General features: G+C 38.6%; 14 protein-coding genes. 3 read left to right on the top strand and 11 right to left on the bottom strand.

All coding sequences use genetic code 11. The features are described from left to right. Window positions 1-285: 285 nt before the first annotated feature. The 3 genes from OLM58_RS01525 to nagA form a co-directional block, all read right to left on the bottom strand. Complete coding sequence (locus tag OLM58_RS01525; protein WP_264530927.1) at window positions 286-1,320, bottom strand: hypothetical protein; 1,035 nt, start codon at window positions 1,318-1,320, stop codon at window positions 286-288. Beyond that, a complete protein-coding gene (locus OLM58_RS01520; protein WP_264530926.1) occupies window positions 1,311-2,549 on the bottom strand; it encodes a hypothetical protein in 1,239 nt (412 codons plus the stop codon). The genes OLM58_RS01525 and OLM58_RS01520 overlap by 10 nt, the downstream gene beginning before the upstream one ends. Window positions 2,550-2,835: 286 nt before the next feature. Beyond that, complete coding sequence (nagA, locus tag OLM58_RS01515) at window positions 2,836-3,975, bottom strand: N-acetylglucosamine-6-phosphate deacetylase (RefSeq protein WP_264530925.1); 1,140 nt, start codon at window positions 3,973-3,975, stop codon at window positions 2,836-2,838. A 376-nt stretch (window positions 3,976-4,351) separates the two neighbouring features. Between nagA and OLM58_RS01510 the strand changes: the two genes are divergently transcribed. The 3 genes from OLM58_RS01510 to OLM58_RS01500 are packed head-to-tail and all read left to right on the top strand — an operon-like array spanning window position 4,352 to window position 6,474. Next, window positions 4,352-4,948, top strand: coding sequence for a TetR/AcrR family transcriptional regulator (locus OLM58_RS01510; protein WP_017495331.1), 597 nt, complete (start codon window positions 4,352-4,354; stop codon window positions 4,946-4,948). Between the two features lie 6 nt (window positions 4,949-4,954). Continuing rightward, a complete protein-coding gene (locus OLM58_RS01505) occupies window positions 4,955-5,182 on the top strand; it encodes a hypothetical protein (protein ID WP_070907366.1) in 228 nt (75 codons plus the stop codon). A 20-nt stretch (window positions 5,183-5,202) separates the two neighbouring features. Further along, entirely contained in the window at window positions 5,203-6,474 is a 1,272-nt protein-coding gene (locus OLM58_RS01500) for an MFS transporter (protein ID WP_264530924.1), read from the top strand. Between the two features lie 79 nt (window positions 6,475-6,553). Here OLM58_RS01500 and OLM58_RS01495 read toward each other — a convergent pair whose 3' ends face one another. From OLM58_RS01495 to OLM58_RS01460, 8 genes are all read right to left on the bottom strand, one after another. Beyond that, the gene (locus OLM58_RS01495) at window positions 6,554-6,937 is read right to left on the bottom strand and encodes a DUF5367 domain-containing protein (protein ID WP_264530923.1); all 384 of its coding nucleotides are present in this window, start codon (window positions 6,935-6,937) and stop codon (window positions 6,554-6,556) included. A 116-nt stretch (window positions 6,938-7,053) separates the two neighbouring features. After that, window positions 7,054-7,881, bottom strand: a complete 828-nt coding sequence (locus OLM58_RS01490; RefSeq protein ID WP_264530922.1) for an NmrA family transcriptional regulator — start codon at window positions 7,879-7,881, stop codon at window positions 7,054-7,056. A gap of 71 nt (window positions 7,882-7,952) precedes the next feature. Continuing rightward, window positions 7,953-8,831: a helix-turn-helix domain-containing protein gene (locus tag OLM58_RS01485; RefSeq protein ID WP_070907362.1), complete on the bottom strand. Its 879-nt coding sequence runs from the start codon at window positions 8,829-8,831 to the stop codon at window positions 7,953-7,955. A gap of 387 nt (window positions 8,832-9,218) precedes the next feature. After that, entirely contained in the window at window positions 9,219-11,147 is a 1,929-nt protein-coding gene (gene nagB / locus OLM58_RS01480) for a glucosamine-6-phosphate deaminase (RefSeq protein WP_264530921.1), read from the bottom strand. 46 nt (window positions 11,148-11,193) lie between these two features. After that, window positions 11,194-11,988, bottom strand: coding sequence for a gluconate 5-dehydrogenase (locus tag OLM58_RS01475; RefSeq protein WP_264530920.1), 795 nt, complete (start codon window positions 11,986-11,988; stop codon window positions 11,194-11,196). Between the two features lie 221 nt (window positions 11,989-12,209). Then, entirely contained in the window at window positions 12,210-13,340 is a 1,131-nt protein-coding gene (locus OLM58_RS01470; protein WP_264530919.1) for a DUF4861 domain-containing protein, read from the bottom strand. A 234-nt stretch (window positions 13,341-13,574) separates the two neighbouring features. After that, window positions 13,575-17,618, bottom strand: coding sequence for a two-component regulator propeller domain-containing protein (locus OLM58_RS01465; RefSeq protein ID WP_264530918.1), 4,044 nt, complete (start codon window positions 17,616-17,618; stop codon window positions 13,575-13,577). Between the two features lie 92 nt (window positions 17,619-17,710). Continuing rightward, a complete protein-coding gene (locus OLM58_RS01460; protein WP_264530917.1) occupies window positions 17,711-20,395 on the bottom strand; it encodes a DUF4962 domain-containing protein in 2,685 nt (894 codons plus the stop codon). Between the last annotated feature and the right edge of the window lie 5 nt (window positions 20,396-20,400).

Here is a 20,400-nt window from a genome sequence, read left to right as displayed (position 1 = left end):
ATTGATTTGTTTTTTTAGGACTCCTTCTCATCTGAGTGGGAGTTTTTTATTTTTAGAAGAATTAGGAATTGAGATAAAAAATGAATGCGTAAATCTTTGTGTTGCTTTTAACCGCTAAGAACGGAAAGGTCGCCAGAATTAATAACGTATATAACGATGGTGAAAATCTACTGATCAGTAGGATGGGAGGATAGGGAAACAATCTAAAAAAAGAGACTTTGTTTTAATAAAAAACCTCTAAAGTTTTAAGTTTAGAGGTTTCAAATATTTTAAAAGCGAGAACGATTATTGCTGTTCTGTAATTGTTGCTTTATTAAGCTTTATAACTCTGATTTTCTTGTTGGTGTTATCAGATAAATACAAACGATCGTTCAATTGTGCTACACCAACAATACTTCCAAATGGATTTTGTCCCATAATATCAAGAGCATTTACTCTTGGAGTATAGATTCGATCCTTGAATTCTCCTTTTGGATACAGACGTAAGTAGTTGTTGCTCCCTATATTTTCGGATGTAATGGCCCAGTCTTTAGAAAAACTTATGGCGATAGGCTCTGCAGCTGCAAAAACTGCTGTTACGGGTTTTATAGGTTCAGTTAAAGAGGCAGCAGCATTAGTTTTAATAGACTCAATGTTGTAATACAAATAACTTTTAGCATCTCTTCCGGCTACTACTAAATTGCCTGCATCGATATCCATAGCATACACCTCATCCCAACCGTCTAAAGTGTTTAATTTGGCAATTGGCTTTAAATTCCAATCGCTGTTATCGGTAATTTGGGTAGTTTGAAAAACTTTAATTGAGGTTTCTTTTTCTTTTACGAAGATTAAACCATCTTTAACCACAACACCAAAAACGTGCACAAAAGTATTCCACCACTGACCGTTTCCAACCGTATTGATTCCGGCATTTGTACTCTCATCCAGTACAAATAGTCTAGAATCGACACTTCCGATATAAAGACGTCCGCTATCTACACAAACAGAAGTAAGTTTGGTAAACGGAATCGTAGTCGCTCCTTTAGTATAAGCCGAGATCGTTTTGATGTAAGCCATCGAAACAGCATCAAAAACTTCCAGCACATCACCATTACAAACGTATAGTTTATTGTTGGCAATCGCAATTCCTTTAGGATCTAAAGTTCCTGTTCCTGCTCCAATTTGAGCCGCTGTTATGGAAGCTTCTTCCGTTGGAAAGTAATAGTCGTATTTCGTTGGTTCACTGCCGTTTGAAGAATCATCGCTACAAGCTGTAAAAAGACAGAGTAGGAGTAATAAAAAAGGTATTTTATTCATGATAGTTTTGTAGGTTATTTCCATTTTCCGTCTCCTTTATATTTTACTAAAAATGGGTTTTTAGGATCAATTTTGAAAACAGGTTTCTTATAAGATTGACTTAGATAGCTTGTTTTTGTATATCCTTTTAATATATCAGGATCTGTAAAAGGAAGATCATTCAAAGAGATGAGGTATTTATAGAAATCAGTAAACATTCCTTGTTGACCACCGCCTTCGCCACTGTTGCATAAATTACTGCTGTGACTGTAACCGGAGTGGTGAGAGTATTCGTGGGTCCACACTGACATATCGCCAACCCAATGTCCGGTCACATAACCAGATTCCCATTGTGAGGCTAAAGCTCCCCCTCCCCAGGCGGAACCACCTCCTACCATCGCCATATTCAGAGTCCGGCTATCGATATAAGTGTTATAGGCTTGTTCAATTTGGGCTTTGGTCAGATAATCGTAAACACCATCTTTGTCATCAGCATTTCCGTGCCAGTTTAAAGCCCCATTTATACCTGCTCCGGCTGCTGTTGCCTGTTCATTTTTATAACGGTCAAAATTCATAAAAGTATCATGATACAAAGGATGACTTATCGCATAGGAATAGTTAATAATCATAGTGATCGCTTCTTTAGCCAAAACAGGATTCATTGGTAAAAATTTATTAGGATCATCAGCAGGATTATTAAGGTGATATTGGGTGCTGAATTGTACGAGTCGATTTGATTTGATTCTTTTGAACATCGCAAATAAAGGATCAGTTGATTCTACCGAAAATTCGATTGCTCCCGAAGAGAAACCATCAATTTTATCAATGGTAACAGCCTTTCCATTTTCAAGCTGATAGTCATGAGTTCCGTTTACTAACGGAATTTGATGTGCCGAACGGTGAAAAGCAGGGACTGTTGTAAATTCAAAAAGCAAAAATCGCTTGTCATAGTTAGGTAATTTTGCATACACTTTTACATCTTTAAGTCCAACTGGAGAATAAAGAGAAACTTGTACAGAATCTTTCCCTTTTTGAATAATTTGCATGGGCTGATTAACGCGAAACCAGCGGTCTTTGTTGTCATACATTTTTGAAGAACTTTCTGAGTCTTCAAACATGGTCATTGGTCGGTTTTCTGGGGGTAAAGTCGACGCATCAATAGCGGGCAAATAATTGGCTTTGTAGCTGTCACCTTTTGAATCATCATCGCTGCATCCGAATAATATGCCTGCGAAAAAGACAAAAGGCAAAAAATAAGAAATGGGTTTTCTCATAGGATTAGTAGGTTAAATTTGGGTTTATATAAAAAATTGTTGTTGTTTAAATAAATTTTTAAGTTTTGTTTTTGGGGCAATTTTGGGCAAAGTTAAAAAACTTATTCACATTTAGTTTCAGGAGGGTAACAATTGGTGCTGTTTAGGGAATGATTGATTATTCTGGTTTATTTTTTCTGGGTTGTTTCATAATTATGTAAGTTAAAAAACGCTACTATACTCAATAAGAAATTGAGTTTAGGGAAAGTCAAAAAATTACTGTAAAATCTATTTTTCTTTCCTTATTCTATGAAATAAAAAACGGTGTTTTCGAAAAATTTAAGGTTTTTATTTCAGATAAATCATCATTGAACTGAACAAAACTTGCAGGAAATCCGGGCTTTATTTTTCCAATTTGATCTTCCAGACCTATTGCAGCGGCAACGCGTGAAGTGGCCATTTGAATGGCTTCGTCTGCTGAAACTCCCAGATGATTGTAAGCATTCTGAACGGCTTCCAGCATCGAGATTGTTGCTCCGGCCAGACTGCCTTCGCTGTTTCGGTAAAAGCCGTCTTCAAGATACGCATCGAAATTATCCCATTTGAAATGGGTAATTTTTCGCCCCAGAAAAGTAGCATCACTAATCAAAAAGAATTTATCCTGTTTTAATCTGTAGGCCAATTTCGCAGCAGTATAATCACAATGTGCACCGTCTAAAATAACCGGAGCATATACATTTTCATTTTCAAAAGTGGCACCAACCAAACCCGGTTCACGATGTCCGAATTGTGTCATTGCATTGAATAAATGAGTGACAAGTTTAATTCCTTTTGAGAAATAAACCTGCGCTTCTTTGTGGGTTACGGTCGAATGTCCGATCGAAATTACAATGCCGCTTTCAATCAACATGTTGAGTTGTTCTTCAGTAAAGCATTCCGGGGCAATGGTGATTACTTTTATAACATCTTTCCCTAATCGGATAATTTCTTCAAGTTCCTCGTTAGTAGGTTTACGAACCTGATCAATAGGATGTGCGCCACGTTTTAACGGATTCAGAAAAGGGCCTTCCAGATGCATTCCTATTACACCGTTGGAGTGCTTTTTCATGTAACTGCGTACCGCTTCAATTCCGTTTATGATAGTTTCTCTTGAAGAAGAAATCAAACATGGGAGTATATGAGTCGTACCGTATTGAAGACTTGTATCATAAATGTCCTGAATGGTTTCTTCGGTAGGGGTTTGACTGAAATACAATTTTTCGCCTCCGTTGATTTGAATATCAATAAATCCGGCAGCAATATGTTTTCCTTTCAAATCAATCGTTTCAATATCATGTGGAGTTTCTTTTTGAACAGAAAGGATGATTCCGTTTTCAATGATGATGACTCCGTTGGTAATAATTTCGTCACCAGTGTGTACAGTGGCATTGATAATGGCTTGTTTCATTTTTTAGTTTATTTATTAGTTTAGTGGAAATAACAGAATAAGTGTTATTTGCATTTAAAAGATAATGACCTCTGTGTTTGCAGATGTAAATGTACTGGGGCCTATTGGTCAACCAATTTAAGCTAAAACGGACAAAGTACATTTGATAAATTGAACTTTCTCCATTTTTTATAATAAATTCCAATAGTGCCGTAGGGTAGAACTGGTAAACTTGAAGAGACTAAAGCTTCGGGGAGGTATAATGCTATTGTTTTGTCCTGCAGAAATCCGTATGATTTTGTTTCTGAGGTTATTATTTTTTCAGCTCACAAAAATAATTTTAAATAAAAGAATGTTCATTCATTTATTATGCTATATTTGTGCTAAAATAATCAGTATGAGAGCAAGAGATGTCGACAAGGAAAAATTAGTAATCGAAATGGCAATTGACCAGATTGTTCAGGAAGGATTTCAGGGTTTTAGTATGAACAAGTTGGCGAAGGCCTGTTCTATTTCTGTTGGCACGCTCTACATCTATTACAAAGACAAAGATGATTTGATTCAAAAAATAGGTGCCATTATCGCGCTGAAGTTTTTTACCAGCACCGTGAAGAACTTTTCGCCCGAAATGTCATTTGAGGAAGGTTTATGGAAACAGTGGGAAAACCGCGCCAACTTTACCATGAAATATCCCAAGGAAGTTGCATTTTTTGAAATTGTCAAACATTCCCCTCATTCAGAGATCATTCTGGATTCTATTCAGGAGTTTGCAGATTTTAGAAGGATTATGAAAACGTTTATAGAAAACGGCTTGCGCAATAACGAGTTGATTCCTATGACATTTGAGGCTTTTTGGAGTGTTGCCTATGGGCCTTTGTACACTTTATTGAACTTACATACTGAAGGTAAGAGTATGGGAGGAAAACCCTTTACACTTACTAAGGAAATTATGAAAGAAGCCTTTCAGGCCACTGTAAAAGGACTAAAACCATGAAAAATTATGGAAACAAATTTAAGTACAATACATATTTTTAAAACAAACATTGGCGACAAAGACCCTAATTGTCCCATCCGTCAAAAACTTGACACTCATTCAGACATTCAGCAATGGAGCATTGACTGCGAAGATGTTGATTGCGTTCTCAGAGTTGTTTCAGAAACATTACATCCTGAAACTATTATTGATATGGTCACATCCTTTGGCCATGAATGTCAAGAGTTAGACTAAACTAATACATTTTATAAAGAATGAAAAAAAACACTACAGAAAGCCCGGCTTTCTCGACACATCAAAAAATCATTATTGCGATATTAGCGCTTTTGCAGTTCACCGTGATACTCGATTTTATGGTTATTTCTCCCTTAGGAGATATTTTAATGAAAACCCTGAACATGACACCGGCAAATTTTGGTTTTACCGTTTCTGCCTACGCCTTTAGTGCGGGAGCTTCAGGATTACTCGCTGCAGGTTTTGCAGATAAGTTTGACCGAAAGAAACTTTTAATTTTCTTTTATATCGGATTTATTATTGGTACCGTTTTCTGCGCACTTTCAACCAGTTATGTAATGCTGTTATTGGCAAGGATTGTAACCGGACTTTTCGGAGGGGTAATAGGATCTGTTTCCCTGGCAATTGTAACGGATTTGTTTGTGATTCACCAACGCGGACGTGTGATGGGATTTATTCAAATGGCATTTGCTTCCAGTCAGATTTTAGGAATTCCGGTAGGCTTGTATTTTGCCAATCACTGGGGATGGCATTCGGCTTTTATTATGATTGCAGTTCTGGCCGTATTGATTCTTATTGCCATTATCACTCAGATGAAACCGATCACCAAACATTTAGAAGTGCAGTCAGACAAAAGTCCTTTTTTACATCTGTGGCATACCCTGAGTAACAAGCAATACCAAGTTGGTTTTATGTCTATTGCTTTTCTTTCGGTTGGAGGTTTTATGCTACAGCCGTTTGGAAGTGCCTTTTTAGTCAACAATATTCATATCAGTCAGCTCGAATTGCCAATGGTCTTTTTCTTTACCGGACTTTCGGTACTTTTCATCATGCCTTTGGTGGGTAAGTTGAGTGATAAAGTCAGTAAGTTCAAACTGTTTGCGGCCGGATCTGTACTTTCGGTTATTATGATTATCATTTACACCAATCTTGGTCCGGTGCCTCTTTGGCAAATCGTAGTGCTTACTATGATTATGTTTATGGGTATTATGAGTCGAATGATCCCTGCCACAACATTAAATACAGCTATTCCCGGATTGGAAGATCGTGGTGCTTATATGTCGATCTCGTCTTCTTTGCAGCAAATTGCAGGTGGAATTGCCGCGGTTTGTGCCGGGTTTATTGTACATCAGAAAACAAAGACATCACCTCTCGAAAACTATGATATTTTAGGATATGTAATTGCGGTAATTACACTTTCGACAATATTTTTGATTTGGAGAGTCAATAAACTGGTGAAATCAAAAGATACAGTTGCTTCTACTCCGATTCCGGAAATGGCAGAAGTTTAATTTTTAGATTTCAAATGATAAGAAAGCTTGTCTGTTAACGACAAGCTTTCTTTTTTTATCTTTTTATGAAAATTGTTGATTAGGAGGTTTTTATTTTTCTGTGCCAATACCAGTAAACCGAAAATGCGTTTATAAAAGCCAGTGTCCATAAAATTGGACTGGTGAAAAAGCTCTCATAACTTCGTCCTTCGGGAATTTCAACAAAAGGAACGGTTATCAAAACGTCCAAAAACAATGCTGTTCCCGACATTAATACTCCAAGTGTAAAACCGTTGATGTTGTATTTTTTCTGATAATAGAATTTTGCGCCAACGATGGCATAAAAAACGATAAGTACCATAACGATTGCGGCTTGTATTAGAAAATAATCTTTCAGAAGGGGAGTATTCCCTAAAAGATAAAAGGAAATACTGACGCACAACCAAACGATACAACCGGAAAGTATTCCTCTGAGATGTTTCATGATCTTATATCAATTTTATTTATATTTTAGTCCAATGTTTTCCGATATAATGCCGATGTAATATGAAAATAGTACAATGCAATTGGACTATATTGAACATACAATCGGTATTAGTTTTAGGAATTCCAGATTTCGGTTTTGGCAGTCTCTTTCGCGTAGGCGGAAAAATCCTTTGCTTTTCTGCCCAAAATGTTTTCTATATCTGAGGTAATACTGGAATTTCTACCGTCTAAAACCTGTTCAAAAAGATAGTTGATGAGCCAAATATGATCTTCCGGAACCTGATATTCCTGCAAAAGCTGATTGTATTCTTCTAACGATAGTCCCTGAAAGGTAATATTTCGACCACTGGCTTTGGCAATTTCATTTACGGCTTGTTGGAAAGTCAATAACCTTGGACCGGTTAATTCATAAGTTTGTCCGTTGTGTTTGTCTTCTAAAAGAGCGGCAGTAACCACATCGGCAATATCATCGGCATCGGTAAAAGGTTCCAGTGCTTCAGCCCTTGGTAAGGCCACTATTCCGGCTAATATCGGATCTAAAAAGAAACTTTCGCTAAAGTTCTGATTGAACCAGCTGGCACGAATAATGGTCCAGTTTTTGGCAGCCGATTTAACGATTTCCTCGCAAAGCTGTGCTTCTTTTTCGCCTCTTCCCGAAAGTAAAACCATTTTCTGTACACCTAATTTTGTGGCAAGACCAGTAAAATTCTGAATAGTTTCTGTCGCTGAAGGAATGGCTAAGTCTGGTTGAAAAGTAATATAAACCGTATCGATGCCCTGAAGGACAGCTGCCCAGGTTTCCGGTTTTTCCCAATCGAAAGGTAGTTTTTCATTTCGGGAACCCAAACGAGTTTGAATGCCATCTATTTTTGCTAATCTTTCGGCTACTCTGCGTCCTGTTTTTCCATTGGAACCCAGAACTAAAATGTTTGTATTTTTCATATCAGTATTTTTTAAAGGATTACTGATACAAAGGTGTTTAGATTAAAACGGATTCATTTGTCGCAAAAGAATTATGATTTGTTTGAAAAGAATTGCTGCCGAACTTCATTCGGACGCATACCAAATTTTTTATGAAAGGCATTCGAAAACGAACTCAGACTGTCGTAACCCACCTCCCAGGCTGATTCCTGAACTGTTTTTTCGTTGTCACGTAATAATTCGTAAGCCTTGTGCAGTCTTTCTTCCTGAACGAATTTAAAAACAGGAATGCCAAAAAGTTCTTTAAAATTCTTTTTTAGTTTGTTACTGTTCAAGCCTACCATTTGCGATAATTGTGTGATCGATGGCGGTTTTGAATAGCTGTTGGTTACAATTTCTTTTGCTTTGAAAAGTTTGTTTTTATCAATTTCTGAAAGATCAATTTTGGTACCTGTTGCGAGCAACGCATAGAAGTGAGCCAAAAGTTCGTTGACCTGACTTCTTAAAAACAGTAATCTCGTATTGCCGGTGTAGGTGGTATTGAAAATCTTTTGAACCGCTACCTGCATTTCCAAAGTCATATAAAAGGAAGGCCCTTGCACAAAATGTTCCTGCGGATTTAATAATTCAGGAAGGTAATTTTCAAAAATTTCTTTCTCGGCCTGAGGCAGGGAATGTAAATGTTTTGGTTTAGTGAAGATGCTAATGGACTGTAGAGGTTTATCAGGTTCTATTTTATGTGAGAACTCGACCTTTTGATTGCCAAAAAAACAAATGGCGAGTCCGGTTGTATTGGTCAGATATTTAGTCTGATTGTTGTGTTTGATTTCCAGTTCAACATTTCCGGAACCATAAAAGGCAAAGCCAACAGCATCTCCGTCGATTTCACATTGCTGTATGAAAGTCTTAGAGGTATTCGATTGTTCGATTAAAACAATAAAATCATTTAATTCTATAATGTCTGTTGTCATCGGTTTTTAAATAGGTTTGACTCGAAATTGACTGAAAAGTTACCATTTATTTTTAATATGTGCCATTCCTACGGAATTCGAATGCTGTGATGTCATTTTATTCAACGGATTAAAATCCGTTGTTACAATATTGGTCGTTCCTCCGGAATTTTTACGACGATAGCCTTTGGCTCTGTCAATTTTGTAGGGATGGATTTTAATCCATCCAAAAATAAATCAATAGCAAAACAATTGAATTCCGTAGGAATGGGACCTAATAAAAGGATCCGTATTTCTGAAAAATCAAAAAACCTTCTCAAAATAATCTGAGAAGGCTTCTTTTTAAATCGACGATTTTATAATCGATCCATTTTTGAACAAAATAAAGATATGATTTGAATTAGTAAGTTAAAATTCCCAGCGTACAAAAGCTTCCATTGCGGCGTAACGTGACAAACCTAATTGATTGTACAATTGAGCTGTTTCACTGTTTCGGTCTTCGGCTCTTTGCCAAAATTCTCTGGCATCGGTGCCCTGAAAAACAACACCGTCTTTTTGCGACTGATGTTTGAAAATTCCGTGGCGTTTTGCCAATACCTGATCGGGACTCATGGGTACGGCCATTTCGACCTCATCGATTCCCCATTCCTGCCATGCACCTCGGTAGAGCCACACCCAGCAATCGTTCATAAAAGGTTTTGGCTTTAGTGTTTTTACAGCTTCAAAGATCGCGTCCAGACATACTTTATGCGTTCCGTGCGGATCGGCCAGATCTCCTGCTGCATAGATTTGATGTGGTTTGATTTTTTCGATTAAATCCATGGTCAGTTGGATATCCTCACTGCCCAAAGGCTTTTTTTCAATCGCTCCGGTTTCGTAAAAAGGAAGTTCCATAAAATGAATCTGTTCTTCCGGTAAACCTACAAATTGACTGGTGGCACGTGCTTCTCCTTTTCGGATCAATCCTTTTAAATAGCGAACTTCCGGAATATCAATCTCACTGGCTTTTTTGTTTTTTAAAAAGTGTTCCGCTTGTTTGCAGATGGTTTCAGCTTCGATACTTTGTATTTTAAATTTGTCATTGTAATCACAGACAAATTTGGCAAATCTCAGGGCTTCATCGTCGGCAACGGCAATATTTCCGGAAGTTTGATAGGCCACATGTACCTCGTGCCCCTGTTCCTGTAAACGCATAAAAGTTCCACCCATACTGATAATATCATCGTCAGGATGCGGACTAAAAAGCAATACTTTTTTTCGGACTGGTTCTGCTCTTTCCGGGCGATTTGTATCGTCAGCATTCGGTTTACCCCCGGGCCAACCCGTGATTGTATTTTGAAGTTTGTTGAAAATCCTGATGTTAATGTCGTATGCCGGACCTGAATCGGCCAGTAAATCGCTCATCCCATTTTCAATATAGTCGGCATCGGTAAGCATCAAAATCGGTTTCTTTAAATCGAGTGCCAGTCCTAAAACCGCTTTTCGAATCAGTTTATCGGTCCAGATGATTTTTTCAACCAGCCAGGGTCTGTTGATACGCGTTAGTTTTGACGAAGCTTCTTTGTCCAGTACAAAAACAACATGGTTGTGTTCCTGTAAAAACGAAGCGGGAATTTGATTGGTTACTTCTCCTTCAACCGATTTTTTTATGATATTGGATTTTCCTTCTCCCCAGGCCATTAAAATGACCTGTTTGGCCTCCATTATTTTTTTAACTCCAAGTGTAATAGCGGTTCTTGGCGTGTTGCTTAGACCGGAAAAGTCTCCGCTGGCTGCTACTCTGGTAATGTGATCCAAAGCTACTAAACGCGTTTTGGAGTTTTGTAGCGATCCTGATTCGTTAAATCCAATATGACCGTTTCCGCCGATTCCAAGAATTTGCAGATCGATTCCGCCCAAAGCTTCGATTTTAGCTTCATACTCGTGACAGTAATCAGCAATTTCTTCCTTGGATAGTTTTCCGTCGGGAATGTGGTAGTTTTCAGGTAAGATGTCTATCTGATCCAATAACAGTTCTTTCATAAATCGAACATAGCTGTTAACGGAATCCGGTTCCATCGGATAGTATTCGTCGAGGTTGAAAGTAATTACGTTTTTAAAACTTAAGCCTTCTTCTTTGTGCAAACGAACCAGTTCGGTATACAATCCTTTTGGAGAAGAGCCGGTTGCCAAGCCTAGTACACAAGATTCGTTGTTTTTTTGTTTGGATTGAATAAGTGCCGCAATTTGCTGAGCGACTGCTTTTGAAGCTTCGGTTGAATTTTCGAAAACAACCGTATCGATGTTTTCAAATCGTTTTTCGAAACCCGTTGCTTTATCAATGTTACTTTTTATCATTTTAGTTTAGTTTTGACCTTTTAAGATAGTATCCAAAAGGAAAGTATTAGTCTTCGTTTGAAGGTTTTCCTATTGTTGCCAATATTCCACCGTCAACATACACGATATGACCGTTTACAAAATCACTTGCTTTTGAGCTCAAAAAGATGGCGGCTCCCTGTAAATCGTCCGGATCTCCCCAACGACCTGCAGGAGTCCTGCCCATAATAAATTCATTAAATGGATGCCCGTTTACTCTAATGGGCGCTGTCTGGCTAGTGGCGAAATAGCCCGGTCCAATTCCGTTGGTCTGAATATTAAATTTAGCCCATTCGGTGGCCATATTTTTGGTCAGCATTTTAAGTCCGCCTTTTGCAGAAGCGTAAGCGCTTACAGAGTCTCTTCCCAGTTCGCTCATCATTGAACACATGTTGATGATTTTTCCTCCTCCACGGGCAATCATTCCTTTTGCTACATTTTTAGATACAATAAAAGGACCGGTCAGATCTACTTTCACTACCGCTTCAAAATCGGCAACTTCCATTTCTATAATTGGGGTTCTTTTGATAATTCCGGCATTGTTGATTAAAATATCGATTGGTCCCACTTCGGCCTCAATTTTACTGATGGCTGCAATTACAGCAGCTTCGTCTGTTACATCAAACAGGTATCCGAAAGCCTCAATTCCTTCTGATTTGTATTCAGTAATTGCATGATCAACAGCTTCTTGTGAGGAATGATCGTTTACTACAATTTTTGCTCCTGCATGTCCCAGTCCTTTGGCCATTGCCATTCCTAAACCATGAACGCCTCCTGTAATGAGTGCTGTTTTTCCCGTTAAATCAAATAAGTTAATTGACATTTTTTGTTTGTTTTTGGTGATTAGTAATTTTAATTTGTTATCGTCTTGTTCGTTTATTTAACCACATAGAAACATCGATTTTTTGAAACTAAAAGGAAACTAAAGAGAACCCCATTTCTATCTCATCGTTTTTTGTCTTTTATTCCGGGTGAAACGTTTTTGATACGTCACGTAAATCCTGTTTCTATGCGTTAAAAAATGTAGGTAAAGTTGTTTTACTACTATTTTACACTGATTGTTAAAGGATTTTTAAGCTCTTCATTAAAATGATCGAGGTAATTGAACCATTGTCTGGCCGAAGTAATTTTTCCGGCCTTGTCCCAGGCTGCGCCAGTATAGTAGACAAGAGGTTCGTTGCTTTTGACGGTAGTTTGGGTGAGTAATTGTTCTTTGGTTACCCACATGGCCTTTGCGGGTGTTGTTAAGATTGATGCTACTCCGGTAGTACCTTCTTTATCAAAAGTGGGTTCCCAATACCCCATAATACCTTGTTGTTCGTTTAAAGAAAGAACTCCGGCTTTCTCTCGTTTGATAATTCCAACTACAACCGATAAAGGATTTTTATCCTCGAATGTATACGTGTTCTCTATTCGATTGAGCTGTGAACCGGCATCTATAGAAATAATTTTAGTGGCTTTAACGGGTATTCCACCGGCATTCCAGAGGTCATATGTCAGTTGAAAAGTGGTGCGGAGAGGTCCATTGTCTAAAATTTTCCATTGGTGGTAATTGCCCGAATATCGGATGGTATCTTTTACGTACGGAGCCATATTTCCTGCACCTAAAGTGTGTCCAACATGATAATAATCCAATCCGTCGCCATGATCGATATGATAATCGTTGCGTTTGTAGCGATCGTTTAAGACGAGTTTATCGGTTCGTTTTGCCCAAACATCATAACCGTACGCATCACCTTCTGTTTTTTCGAGAGCCTTTCCATAAGCACGAAAGGCAATTTTATCATTTTCCCAGGCAAAATCGTCCAGACGTTCCGGTACATAACGTGCATAGGTTTTGACAGCAAAAGGTGCCGGCTTTCCTTTTTGAATCGTGAGATGTAGTGATGATTTAGCTTTTAGATCAACCTGTACTAATAGATTTTGAATGGTGTGATTGCCATGATGTTCCAGTTGATACGGAATTTGTTTTTTGGTGCTGTTGTTTAGTACTATAAAATTTGCCGTATCTATTTGTGGATAGGAGGAAAGGACTGTTTTCCAAGGGATAGTTACAATTGTTTCTTTACGGTCTAAAACTGATGTGTTGTTCAGGATTACCGTTGCTTTGGTTTGTGCCGTTATCGTAATCGGTGAAACGAGAATCAGTAGTAAGAGGAGTTTCATTATTTTCATAAAGAGTATTTTAATTTTTAAACGTTGATTTGGGATTGGTTTTTTTCAATAAAACAGTTCCGTTAAGACATAGTTCTGGCCTTCCCGTTCTAAAATGAAAGTTTCATCTGAACGAGATTCTGATTTCTAAAATTGAAATTCGGGGTGGCTTAAAGGATTTCTAATGTAATAACATCAGGGTTTTTAAGGTATTGTTTTTTCTTTTTGCATTTATAGTAGTTTGTGTAGTTTGAATTATTCTTTTGTATCGTCGATTTTTGCTAAGTACTCACTTGGCATACAGCCATAATGCTGTTTAAAGGCTGTTGAAAAATAAGAAGGAGAGTTAAAGCCGCACATATAGGTGATTTGTGCAATCGTATAACGTTTGCTCTGCATCAATTCGACCGCTTTTTTAAATCGGATTCGTTTGATAAAATCCATAGCCGATTCTCCGGTAATGGCTTTTAGTTTTAAATACAGATTTGATCGGCTCATCCCAATTTCTCTGCTAAACTGATCCACTGAAAATTCAGAATTGGCCAAATGATCTTCAACAATACGAATAGCTTGTTTTAGAAACTCCTCATCCAGCGTATTAAAAGCAATATTTTCAGGGACCATTTCTTTTCCAACTGCATAATATTCTTTCAGTCTTTTACGGGAGCGCAACAGATTGGTAATTTTTGCGGCGAGTAACGGTGTCGAAAATGGTTTGGTAATATAATCATCGGCACCCATTTCGAGTCCTTTTATCTGCTGGCTGGTTTCGGTTCTTGCCGTTAATAACATCAACGGAATGTGCGAAGTATTAATGTTTTGTTTGACGCGTTTGCAAAAGTGTAAACCATCCAGTTCGGGCATCATCACGTCGCTGATGATCAGGTCATAAGGCTGGATTTCGAGAAGTTCCAATGCCATTTGTCCATTATGAGCTACGGTGACCTCGTATATTTTACTGAAATAGTCCTGTAGATAATCTAAAATCTCTTTGTTGTCGTCGACGATCAGAAGCTTAATTGGTTGATTTTTTTCGATGATTTCATTTTCTTCCGGCAGTAAGGTATCTTCATTTTCAAGATCGTTATCGGACAGGATTGCGAGGTCATAAGCAGATTCTTCCACATGCTGATCGTTTTGGTAAATCGCATCCGAAATAGGAATGGTAACAGTAAAACTGCTTCCTTCCTGCATTTTACTTTCGGCGGTAATTTCACCGTGATGCAATTCGACCAGACGTTTGGTAAAGGCCAGACCAACACCGGAACCCAAATTCATTTCGCGATTATTTACCTGATAAAAACGGTCGAAAACCTTCGATAAATCTTCCGCACTAATTCCGACCCCTGTGTCCGTGACTTTTATTTGTACCGTATCCTTTTTCTGTACTAGTGTGACCGAAATACTTTGCCCGGTTTTAGTATATTTAAAAGCATTAGACAAAAGATTGAAGAGGATTTTTTCCATAGCATCTTTGTCAAAATAAAATGACAATTGCGGCTCTTCAGAATGATAGGTATAGTGAATGCTGTTTTTCTCTGAAAGCGGTTTAAAAGATTCAAAAATCTCTTGCGTAAAGCTTACAATATCACCTTTGCCGACTTTTAATTGTCGTGTACCCATTTCGGTTTTCCGAAACTCAAAAAGCTGATCGACCAAATTATACAGTCTTTTGGCATTGATAAACATAAGCTCATGTTTCTTTTTGGAAATTTTATCAGCAAAAGGCATTTTTAAAAGTTCTTCCAGAGGCGCTAAGATCAGGGTTAAAGGAGTTCTTAGTTCATGAGAAACATTGGTAAAGAAATCCATTTTAACCTGATTGATGTAGTTTACGCGTTCTTTATCGATGCGTTCCAATTTTAATTGCTGAACGGCTTTTATTCTTTCTTTTATAATTTTAAAACCTATATAGGCTGCCGTACCAATGATGGCGAGCAATAACAATGAAAACCAGATGGTTTTATACCAGGGCGGAAGTATAACAACTTTTAAGTTTCGAACAGCACTCATTTCTCCGTTTGGTCCAATGGCTTTGATCTGGAAGTTGTAGTTTCCTGCAGATAAATTGCTGTAACTTACTTTAAGCTCATCTGTTCGCTGCCAGTCTTTGTCGATTCCTTCCAGTTTGTAGTAGTAATAAGTTCGATTGGAAGAAATATAATTAAACGTATTAAAGAAGATGCTGAACTGTTTGTATTCAGGTCCAATTTCTAATTCGCCGGTTTGGTCAATATGTCCTTCGAGTATGTCGGTATCATCTCCGGCGGCAACCGTTTTGTTTAGTACTTCTAAAGCGGTAAAACTTAATTTTAAAGGAAGGGGCTGCTGTTTTACAATCGTAGGATAGAAATAGGAAAGTCCTTTGATTCCACCAAAAAGCAGCATACCGTCTTTGGCTTTGCAAAAGGCATAATCGTTAAATTGTTTGTTCTGCAGACCATCACTTTCGTCAAAAGTCTGTACAGAACCTTTGTCGGGATTAAATTTGATTAAGCCGCTGTTGGTCGAAATCCATAAATTTCCTTCGTCGTCCGGAAGGATGCCGTAAATGTTTTCTTTAACAAAATCTTTTCGGGCTTTACTATTTTTGAAGGACTCCTGAGTTTCATCGTACAACCGTAATCCTTCACGGGTACCCATCCAGATCCGGTGTTTTGAATCTTCGGTTATGCAATTTATAATATCATCGCTTAATTTGCCTCGACCGATAGTGGCAAACAGATTAGTGTCCGGATAAAAAAGAGTCACACCGTTGGTAGTTCCAATCCAGATTCGGTGTTTGCTGTCTTCAAAAAGAAAAGTAATATCATCTGACGCCAGACGTTTTCCGGCTTTGTCTAAATGGAGGTGTGTAAACGATTTGGTTTCCGGATGAAACTGGTCCAACCCTGATCGTGTACCTACCCAGATACGGCCTTTGGAGTCTTTTAATAAGCTATAAACCAAATCTCCTGCGATCGAGTTGGGATTGTTTTCGTCATGGCGAAAACGCTGTACAAAACCGGTATTCGGGTTGAGTACATTTAATCCGCCATTGTGGGTACCAATTAATACATTCCCCTTATCGTCAAATTCAATGGCCTTGATATTGTTCGAACTTAAACTGTTTGGGTTGTTCTCACTGTTCGAAAAATAGTTGATGGTATTGGCATTTTTGTTCCAGTAATTCACGCCTTTGTCATTGCTTCCAATCCAGAAATTACCTTTTGAATCTTGTTTGATTGCACCAATGACCTCATCATTCAAAGAAGGTTTTCCTGAGTTTTGGCTTAACAAATTGAATTTAATATCGTTTTTATGATAGTAATTTATGCCTCCGTAATACGTTCCCAGCCAGATTCCGTTTTGTTTGTCTCTAAAGAAACAGCGAACTGAGTTTTGACTGATGGTGTAAGGCTGTGCGATCTGATGGTAATAATTACTGAAAGAGTTGGTTTTAGGATTAAAAATGGTGAGTCCTTTAAAAGTGCCGAGCCAGATATTTCCTTCGGTATCTTTTCCAATACATCTGATGTTGTTATCTGCAATACTCTTGGTTCCGGCAGTGTGGAGCAGAGAAGAGGTCTGACCATTTTCGTCATTGTAGCAAATTAGACCTTCTCCTTCGGTTGCCACCCACAGCTTTTTATTATCGATATAAACCGCATTGATATACGGCTTTTTTAGGCCTAAATTAATTTTTATAAGCTGATGTGAGTTGGGATTTAGTTTAAAGAGACCAACATCTGTTCCCAGAATTATTTGTTTTTGCCAAACGCCGATGTAGGCAATTTTTTTGATTTCGTGTGACGAAGCATTAAATCGGATGGATGAAAAATTCTGTTCTTCAGGGTTCAGAACAAAAACTTCTCCGGTAATCGAGGTTGCCCAAATTCTATGTGCAGGGTCTTCTGTGATTGAGGAGATGTACCATTCGCCAATAGTTCGCGGAAGCTTGTAATTGGTAAAGCTGTCGGTACTGTAATTGTAAACACTAATTCCCTGATTACCGCCCACCCATAATTGCCCTTTATGATCGGTAAATAAGCTTCGGATGTAGTACGATTGCAAACTGTTTTTGACATTCCTTACGGGACGATAAACTTTAAAGCCTTTACTGTCATAACGATTTAGTCCGTCCTGAGTTCCTATCCAGATAAAACCCAGAGTATCCTGTTCAATAGCAAAAACGGAACTTTGCGACAAGCCTTTATCGACCGAAATCGTACGGAAGTATCGATCCTGTACCTGAGCCTGACTTTTAGCGGCAAAAAGGATAAGATAGAAAAGCACAGCTATGGCAATCGTTTTCTTCATGAAAGTTTCAATTTTAATGATTTGGTTTGTGTTTAATAGGTTATCGGTAATTTAACTCTAAATTTAAAGAAAAAGCAAACGTCCTTTTGTTTTTAATTTTTGTCGTACTTGGCAACATCCGGTAATTCGTCAACAGCTTCCTGTTGGTCTATTTTGGAACCATTCATTTCAAGTAAGACCGAACTTCCTGCAATTTTAGGAGAAAATGTTTTACCTTCAAATGTAATGGGTAAACTTCCATAGTTGAATAATGATTTTATCCTTTTTCCGGTAACTTGTAAGGCAGCGGGTTTTTCGCCGTCTAATTGTACCCGTATGTCCCAGTCACCCACCTGAAAACGCGACAAGAAACCTTTGTCTGATCCTGTTTTGATTACTTCCGTTTTGCCGTCTTTTATTTGTATGATGGTTAAATATCTGAATTTTTGTTTGGGTTCAGAAGTGATTCCTGCATGCCATTGGTCTTTAAAATCTTTGATTTGACCTTCGTCGTTGGTTACTTTATTCCAGTTGACAGCGGCTTCGTAAAATTGATGGTGTACAGCCATTTTTAGCGGACTATTAGCAAAAACACTGGCGTTTACATTTCCTAAATCTGTTTGTACCGTGAAATTTTGCTGTTTGGCATTCGCCGAATTTTGTCCTTCGATGACATAGTACGGACAATGAAACTGGGTAGTCCATTTTACGGGATTTTGGGCTTCCAATTCGTCGTATAAAACAATATAACCGCCTTCGAGTTGCAGCATATGTCTGCGGTACAAGGTCACACCCGATTCTCCGTAACCGTTTGTTTTATTGGGTACTACGTTAATTTGTTTGAATCTGTTCAGCCAGGAATCACTTTTTATGTCTCCATAAGCATTGCTGGCATCACCTAAAGCGTACTGAATGTGTTGACCGGAAAGTGCTCTTGGGATCCATCCGTAACCTTCTTCTCCAATTTTTTGGTTCAGACTGTCGGCTAAAATGGTGTTATAAGCTTTTGAGGATCTGTAATCTAAAAGATTGTGTTTGTCGCTAAAATTACTGTAGTAGCCGGTTCCGCCAAAGAGGACTTTTCCTTTATAATTAATCGTAAAGGCATTTTGGGAAGCGTGACCGTGACCGGAAGAACCAAACGGACTGCTGAACAAATAACTGCTCAGGGTTGTATTGGCTTTGGTCAGATCTTCATGCATGGCTACGACGCCCACATCAGCAAATTTGCGCGTTTTAGGGAGTTTTTCGGGCGAGGTTGCAGGTAAGTTTCTATTGGGTTTGTAGTTCAGTAACCTGAAGAATAAGAAATCATCGGTACCGTGATAGTAGGCCGGATAGTCTCTTTTGATTTCACCAACATACCAGTTCAGATAAGGATCATTCATGCGGTAGGTCAAAGCATCGGCAAACCAGGCTTCGCCTTTTACGATGTACGGAATGTTTTCCCACATGTCGCCAATGGCAGTACTTGCCGCACCGTTTGGATGGGTGTATAGCATATAATACGGAAGATTCTGCATCCACGGTAATTTAAAATAATCGACACCGCTAAAATCACCAAACATTTGAGACAGGTAAATAATCGATTTAAAGTTGACTCTGAAATAACCGTTTCCTTCATGCCAGCCACCATCGGTAGTACCCAATACCGGAAAACGTGCCGACCAGACTTCGTACATATAGGTGAGCCATTCTTTGGCTTCCGGAACATCATTAATTACGGCTACGGTTGCGATGGCAAGGTTGCGTAAGGTGATTTGCCAAACATGATTGTCGCTTACGTGCAGCTCAAAACGATTGGGCAAATGGTCGTAAACTCTTTTGGCTCTAATCGTAATGCTATTTTTGAAGGTTTCTTTTTCCTGAGGCGTTAAAAAATCATAACCGCTATCGTAAAACCATCCTAATGCCTCGAGGACAGCACCACTTGTAAAATCATCTCCTGTTGCCAGGCCGTCAGGATTCATGCTGGCGATGTTTAAAGCTCTGCGCTTGGCATCTAAAATGAAGCGTTTGTCTTTGGTGAGCTGATAGGCGATACATAAATTGCGAACAGGGTTTCCAACGGCATCCCCAAAACCGTGATACATTCTTTCTATAATAATTTTTTTCTCTAACGGATTTTTGCCTGTGGTATCAATTACTCTTTGCGGTTTCTCTGTGGGAAGAGGAGCCAGCATTAGTTTTTCTGCGAAAGCAATAAATTTTTTAGCTTCGGGATTGTTCAGATTGTTTCGGTAAAAATCTTCTCCAATACGATTCATATCCCATAAAAGAGGATGTGCGCCTTCATTTCGTTTAAGGACTTCGCTAATGGGAGGAGATACTTTTTGGGAAGCATATTTTGCATCTACGACGAAATCGTAAACCGGAGACCAGGTCCATTGATCGCTGCCTTTTAAGGCATAGCCGTATTTCCAGTACCATTTTCCGGCTTTTAAACTCTGGTGTAATGGATAAACGGCCCAGCGCTGTTCGGCACTGGTGAACGGGTTTTTGGTGAAGTTTTTATCGCTTGCCAGCATCACTTTGTAGCGTACATTGCCAATATTGGGATCTTCCGGAATATCGCTTCCGCTTTCCATTGGGGTTACCATTTTTTTTCCATTGGTTCCAGGCCAAAGCAAGGCAGGAGCATTGGTGGGTACCGTAATTCCGTTTACAGGATAAGGCCATTCACGTACTCTTGAATGTAATTTTTCGGCGGTGAGTTTTAGAATTGCTGATGATTGTTGACTAAAAGCAGGCAGCAACACAAGCGATGCGACTAATGTGAATATTTTTTTCTGAATCATATTAT

Source organism: Flavobacterium sp. N502540 (assembly GCF_025947365.1).
GTDB lineage: Bacteria > Bacteroidota > Bacteroidia > Flavobacteriales > Flavobacteriaceae > Flavobacterium.
This window is presented reverse-complemented; position numbering and strand designations above follow the sequence as displayed.

Bases quoted from the DNA above. Each gene is read 5' to 3' on its own strand.
- OLM58_RS01525 (WP_264530927.1), bottom strand. From the start codon at position 1,320: ATGGAAATAACCTACAAAACTATCATGAATAAAATACCTTTTTTATTA.
- OLM58_RS01520 (WP_264530926.1), bottom strand. From the start codon at position 2,549: ATGAGAAAACCCATTTCTTATTTTTTGCCTTTTGTCTTTTTCGCAGGC.
- nagA (WP_264530925.1), bottom strand. From the start codon at position 3,975: ATGAAACAAGCCATTATCAATGCCACTGTACACACTGGTGACGAAATT.
- OLM58_RS01510 (WP_017495331.1), top strand. From the start codon at position 4,352: ATGAGAGCAAGAGATGTCGACAAGGAAAAATTAGTAATCGAAATGGCA.
- OLM58_RS01505 (WP_070907366.1), top strand. From the start codon at position 4,955: ATGGAAACAAATTTAAGTACAATACATATTTTTAAAACAAACATTGGC.
- OLM58_RS01500 (WP_264530924.1), top strand. From the start codon at position 5,203: ATGAAAAAAAACACTACAGAAAGCCCGGCTTTCTCGACACATCAAAAA.
- OLM58_RS01495 (WP_264530923.1), bottom strand. From the start codon at position 6,937: ATGAAACATCTCAGAGGAATACTTTCCGGTTGTATCGTTTGGTTGTGC.
- OLM58_RS01490 (WP_264530922.1), bottom strand. From the start codon at position 7,881: ATGAAAAATACAAACATTTTAGTTCTGGGTTCCAATGGAAAAACAGGA.
- OLM58_RS01485 (WP_070907362.1), bottom strand. From the start codon at position 8,831: ATGACAACAGACATTATAGAATTAAATGATTTTATTGTTTTAATCGAA.
- nagB (WP_264530921.1), bottom strand. From the start codon at position 11,147: ATGATAAAAAGTAACATTGATAAAGCAACGGGTTTCGAAAAACGATTT.
- OLM58_RS01475 (WP_264530920.1), bottom strand. From the start codon at position 11,988: ATGTCAATTAACTTATTTGATTTAACGGGAAAAACAGCACTCATTACA.
- OLM58_RS01470 (WP_264530919.1), bottom strand. From the start codon at position 13,340: ATGAAAATAATGAAACTCCTCTTACTACTGATTCTCGTTTCACCGATT.
- OLM58_RS01465 (WP_264530918.1), bottom strand. From the start codon at position 17,618: ATGAAGAAAACGATTGCCATAGCTGTGCTTTTCTATCTTATCCTTTTT.
- OLM58_RS01460 (WP_264530917.1), bottom strand. From the start codon at position 20,395: ATGATTCAGAAAAAAATATTCACATTAGTCGCATCGCTTGTGTTGCTG.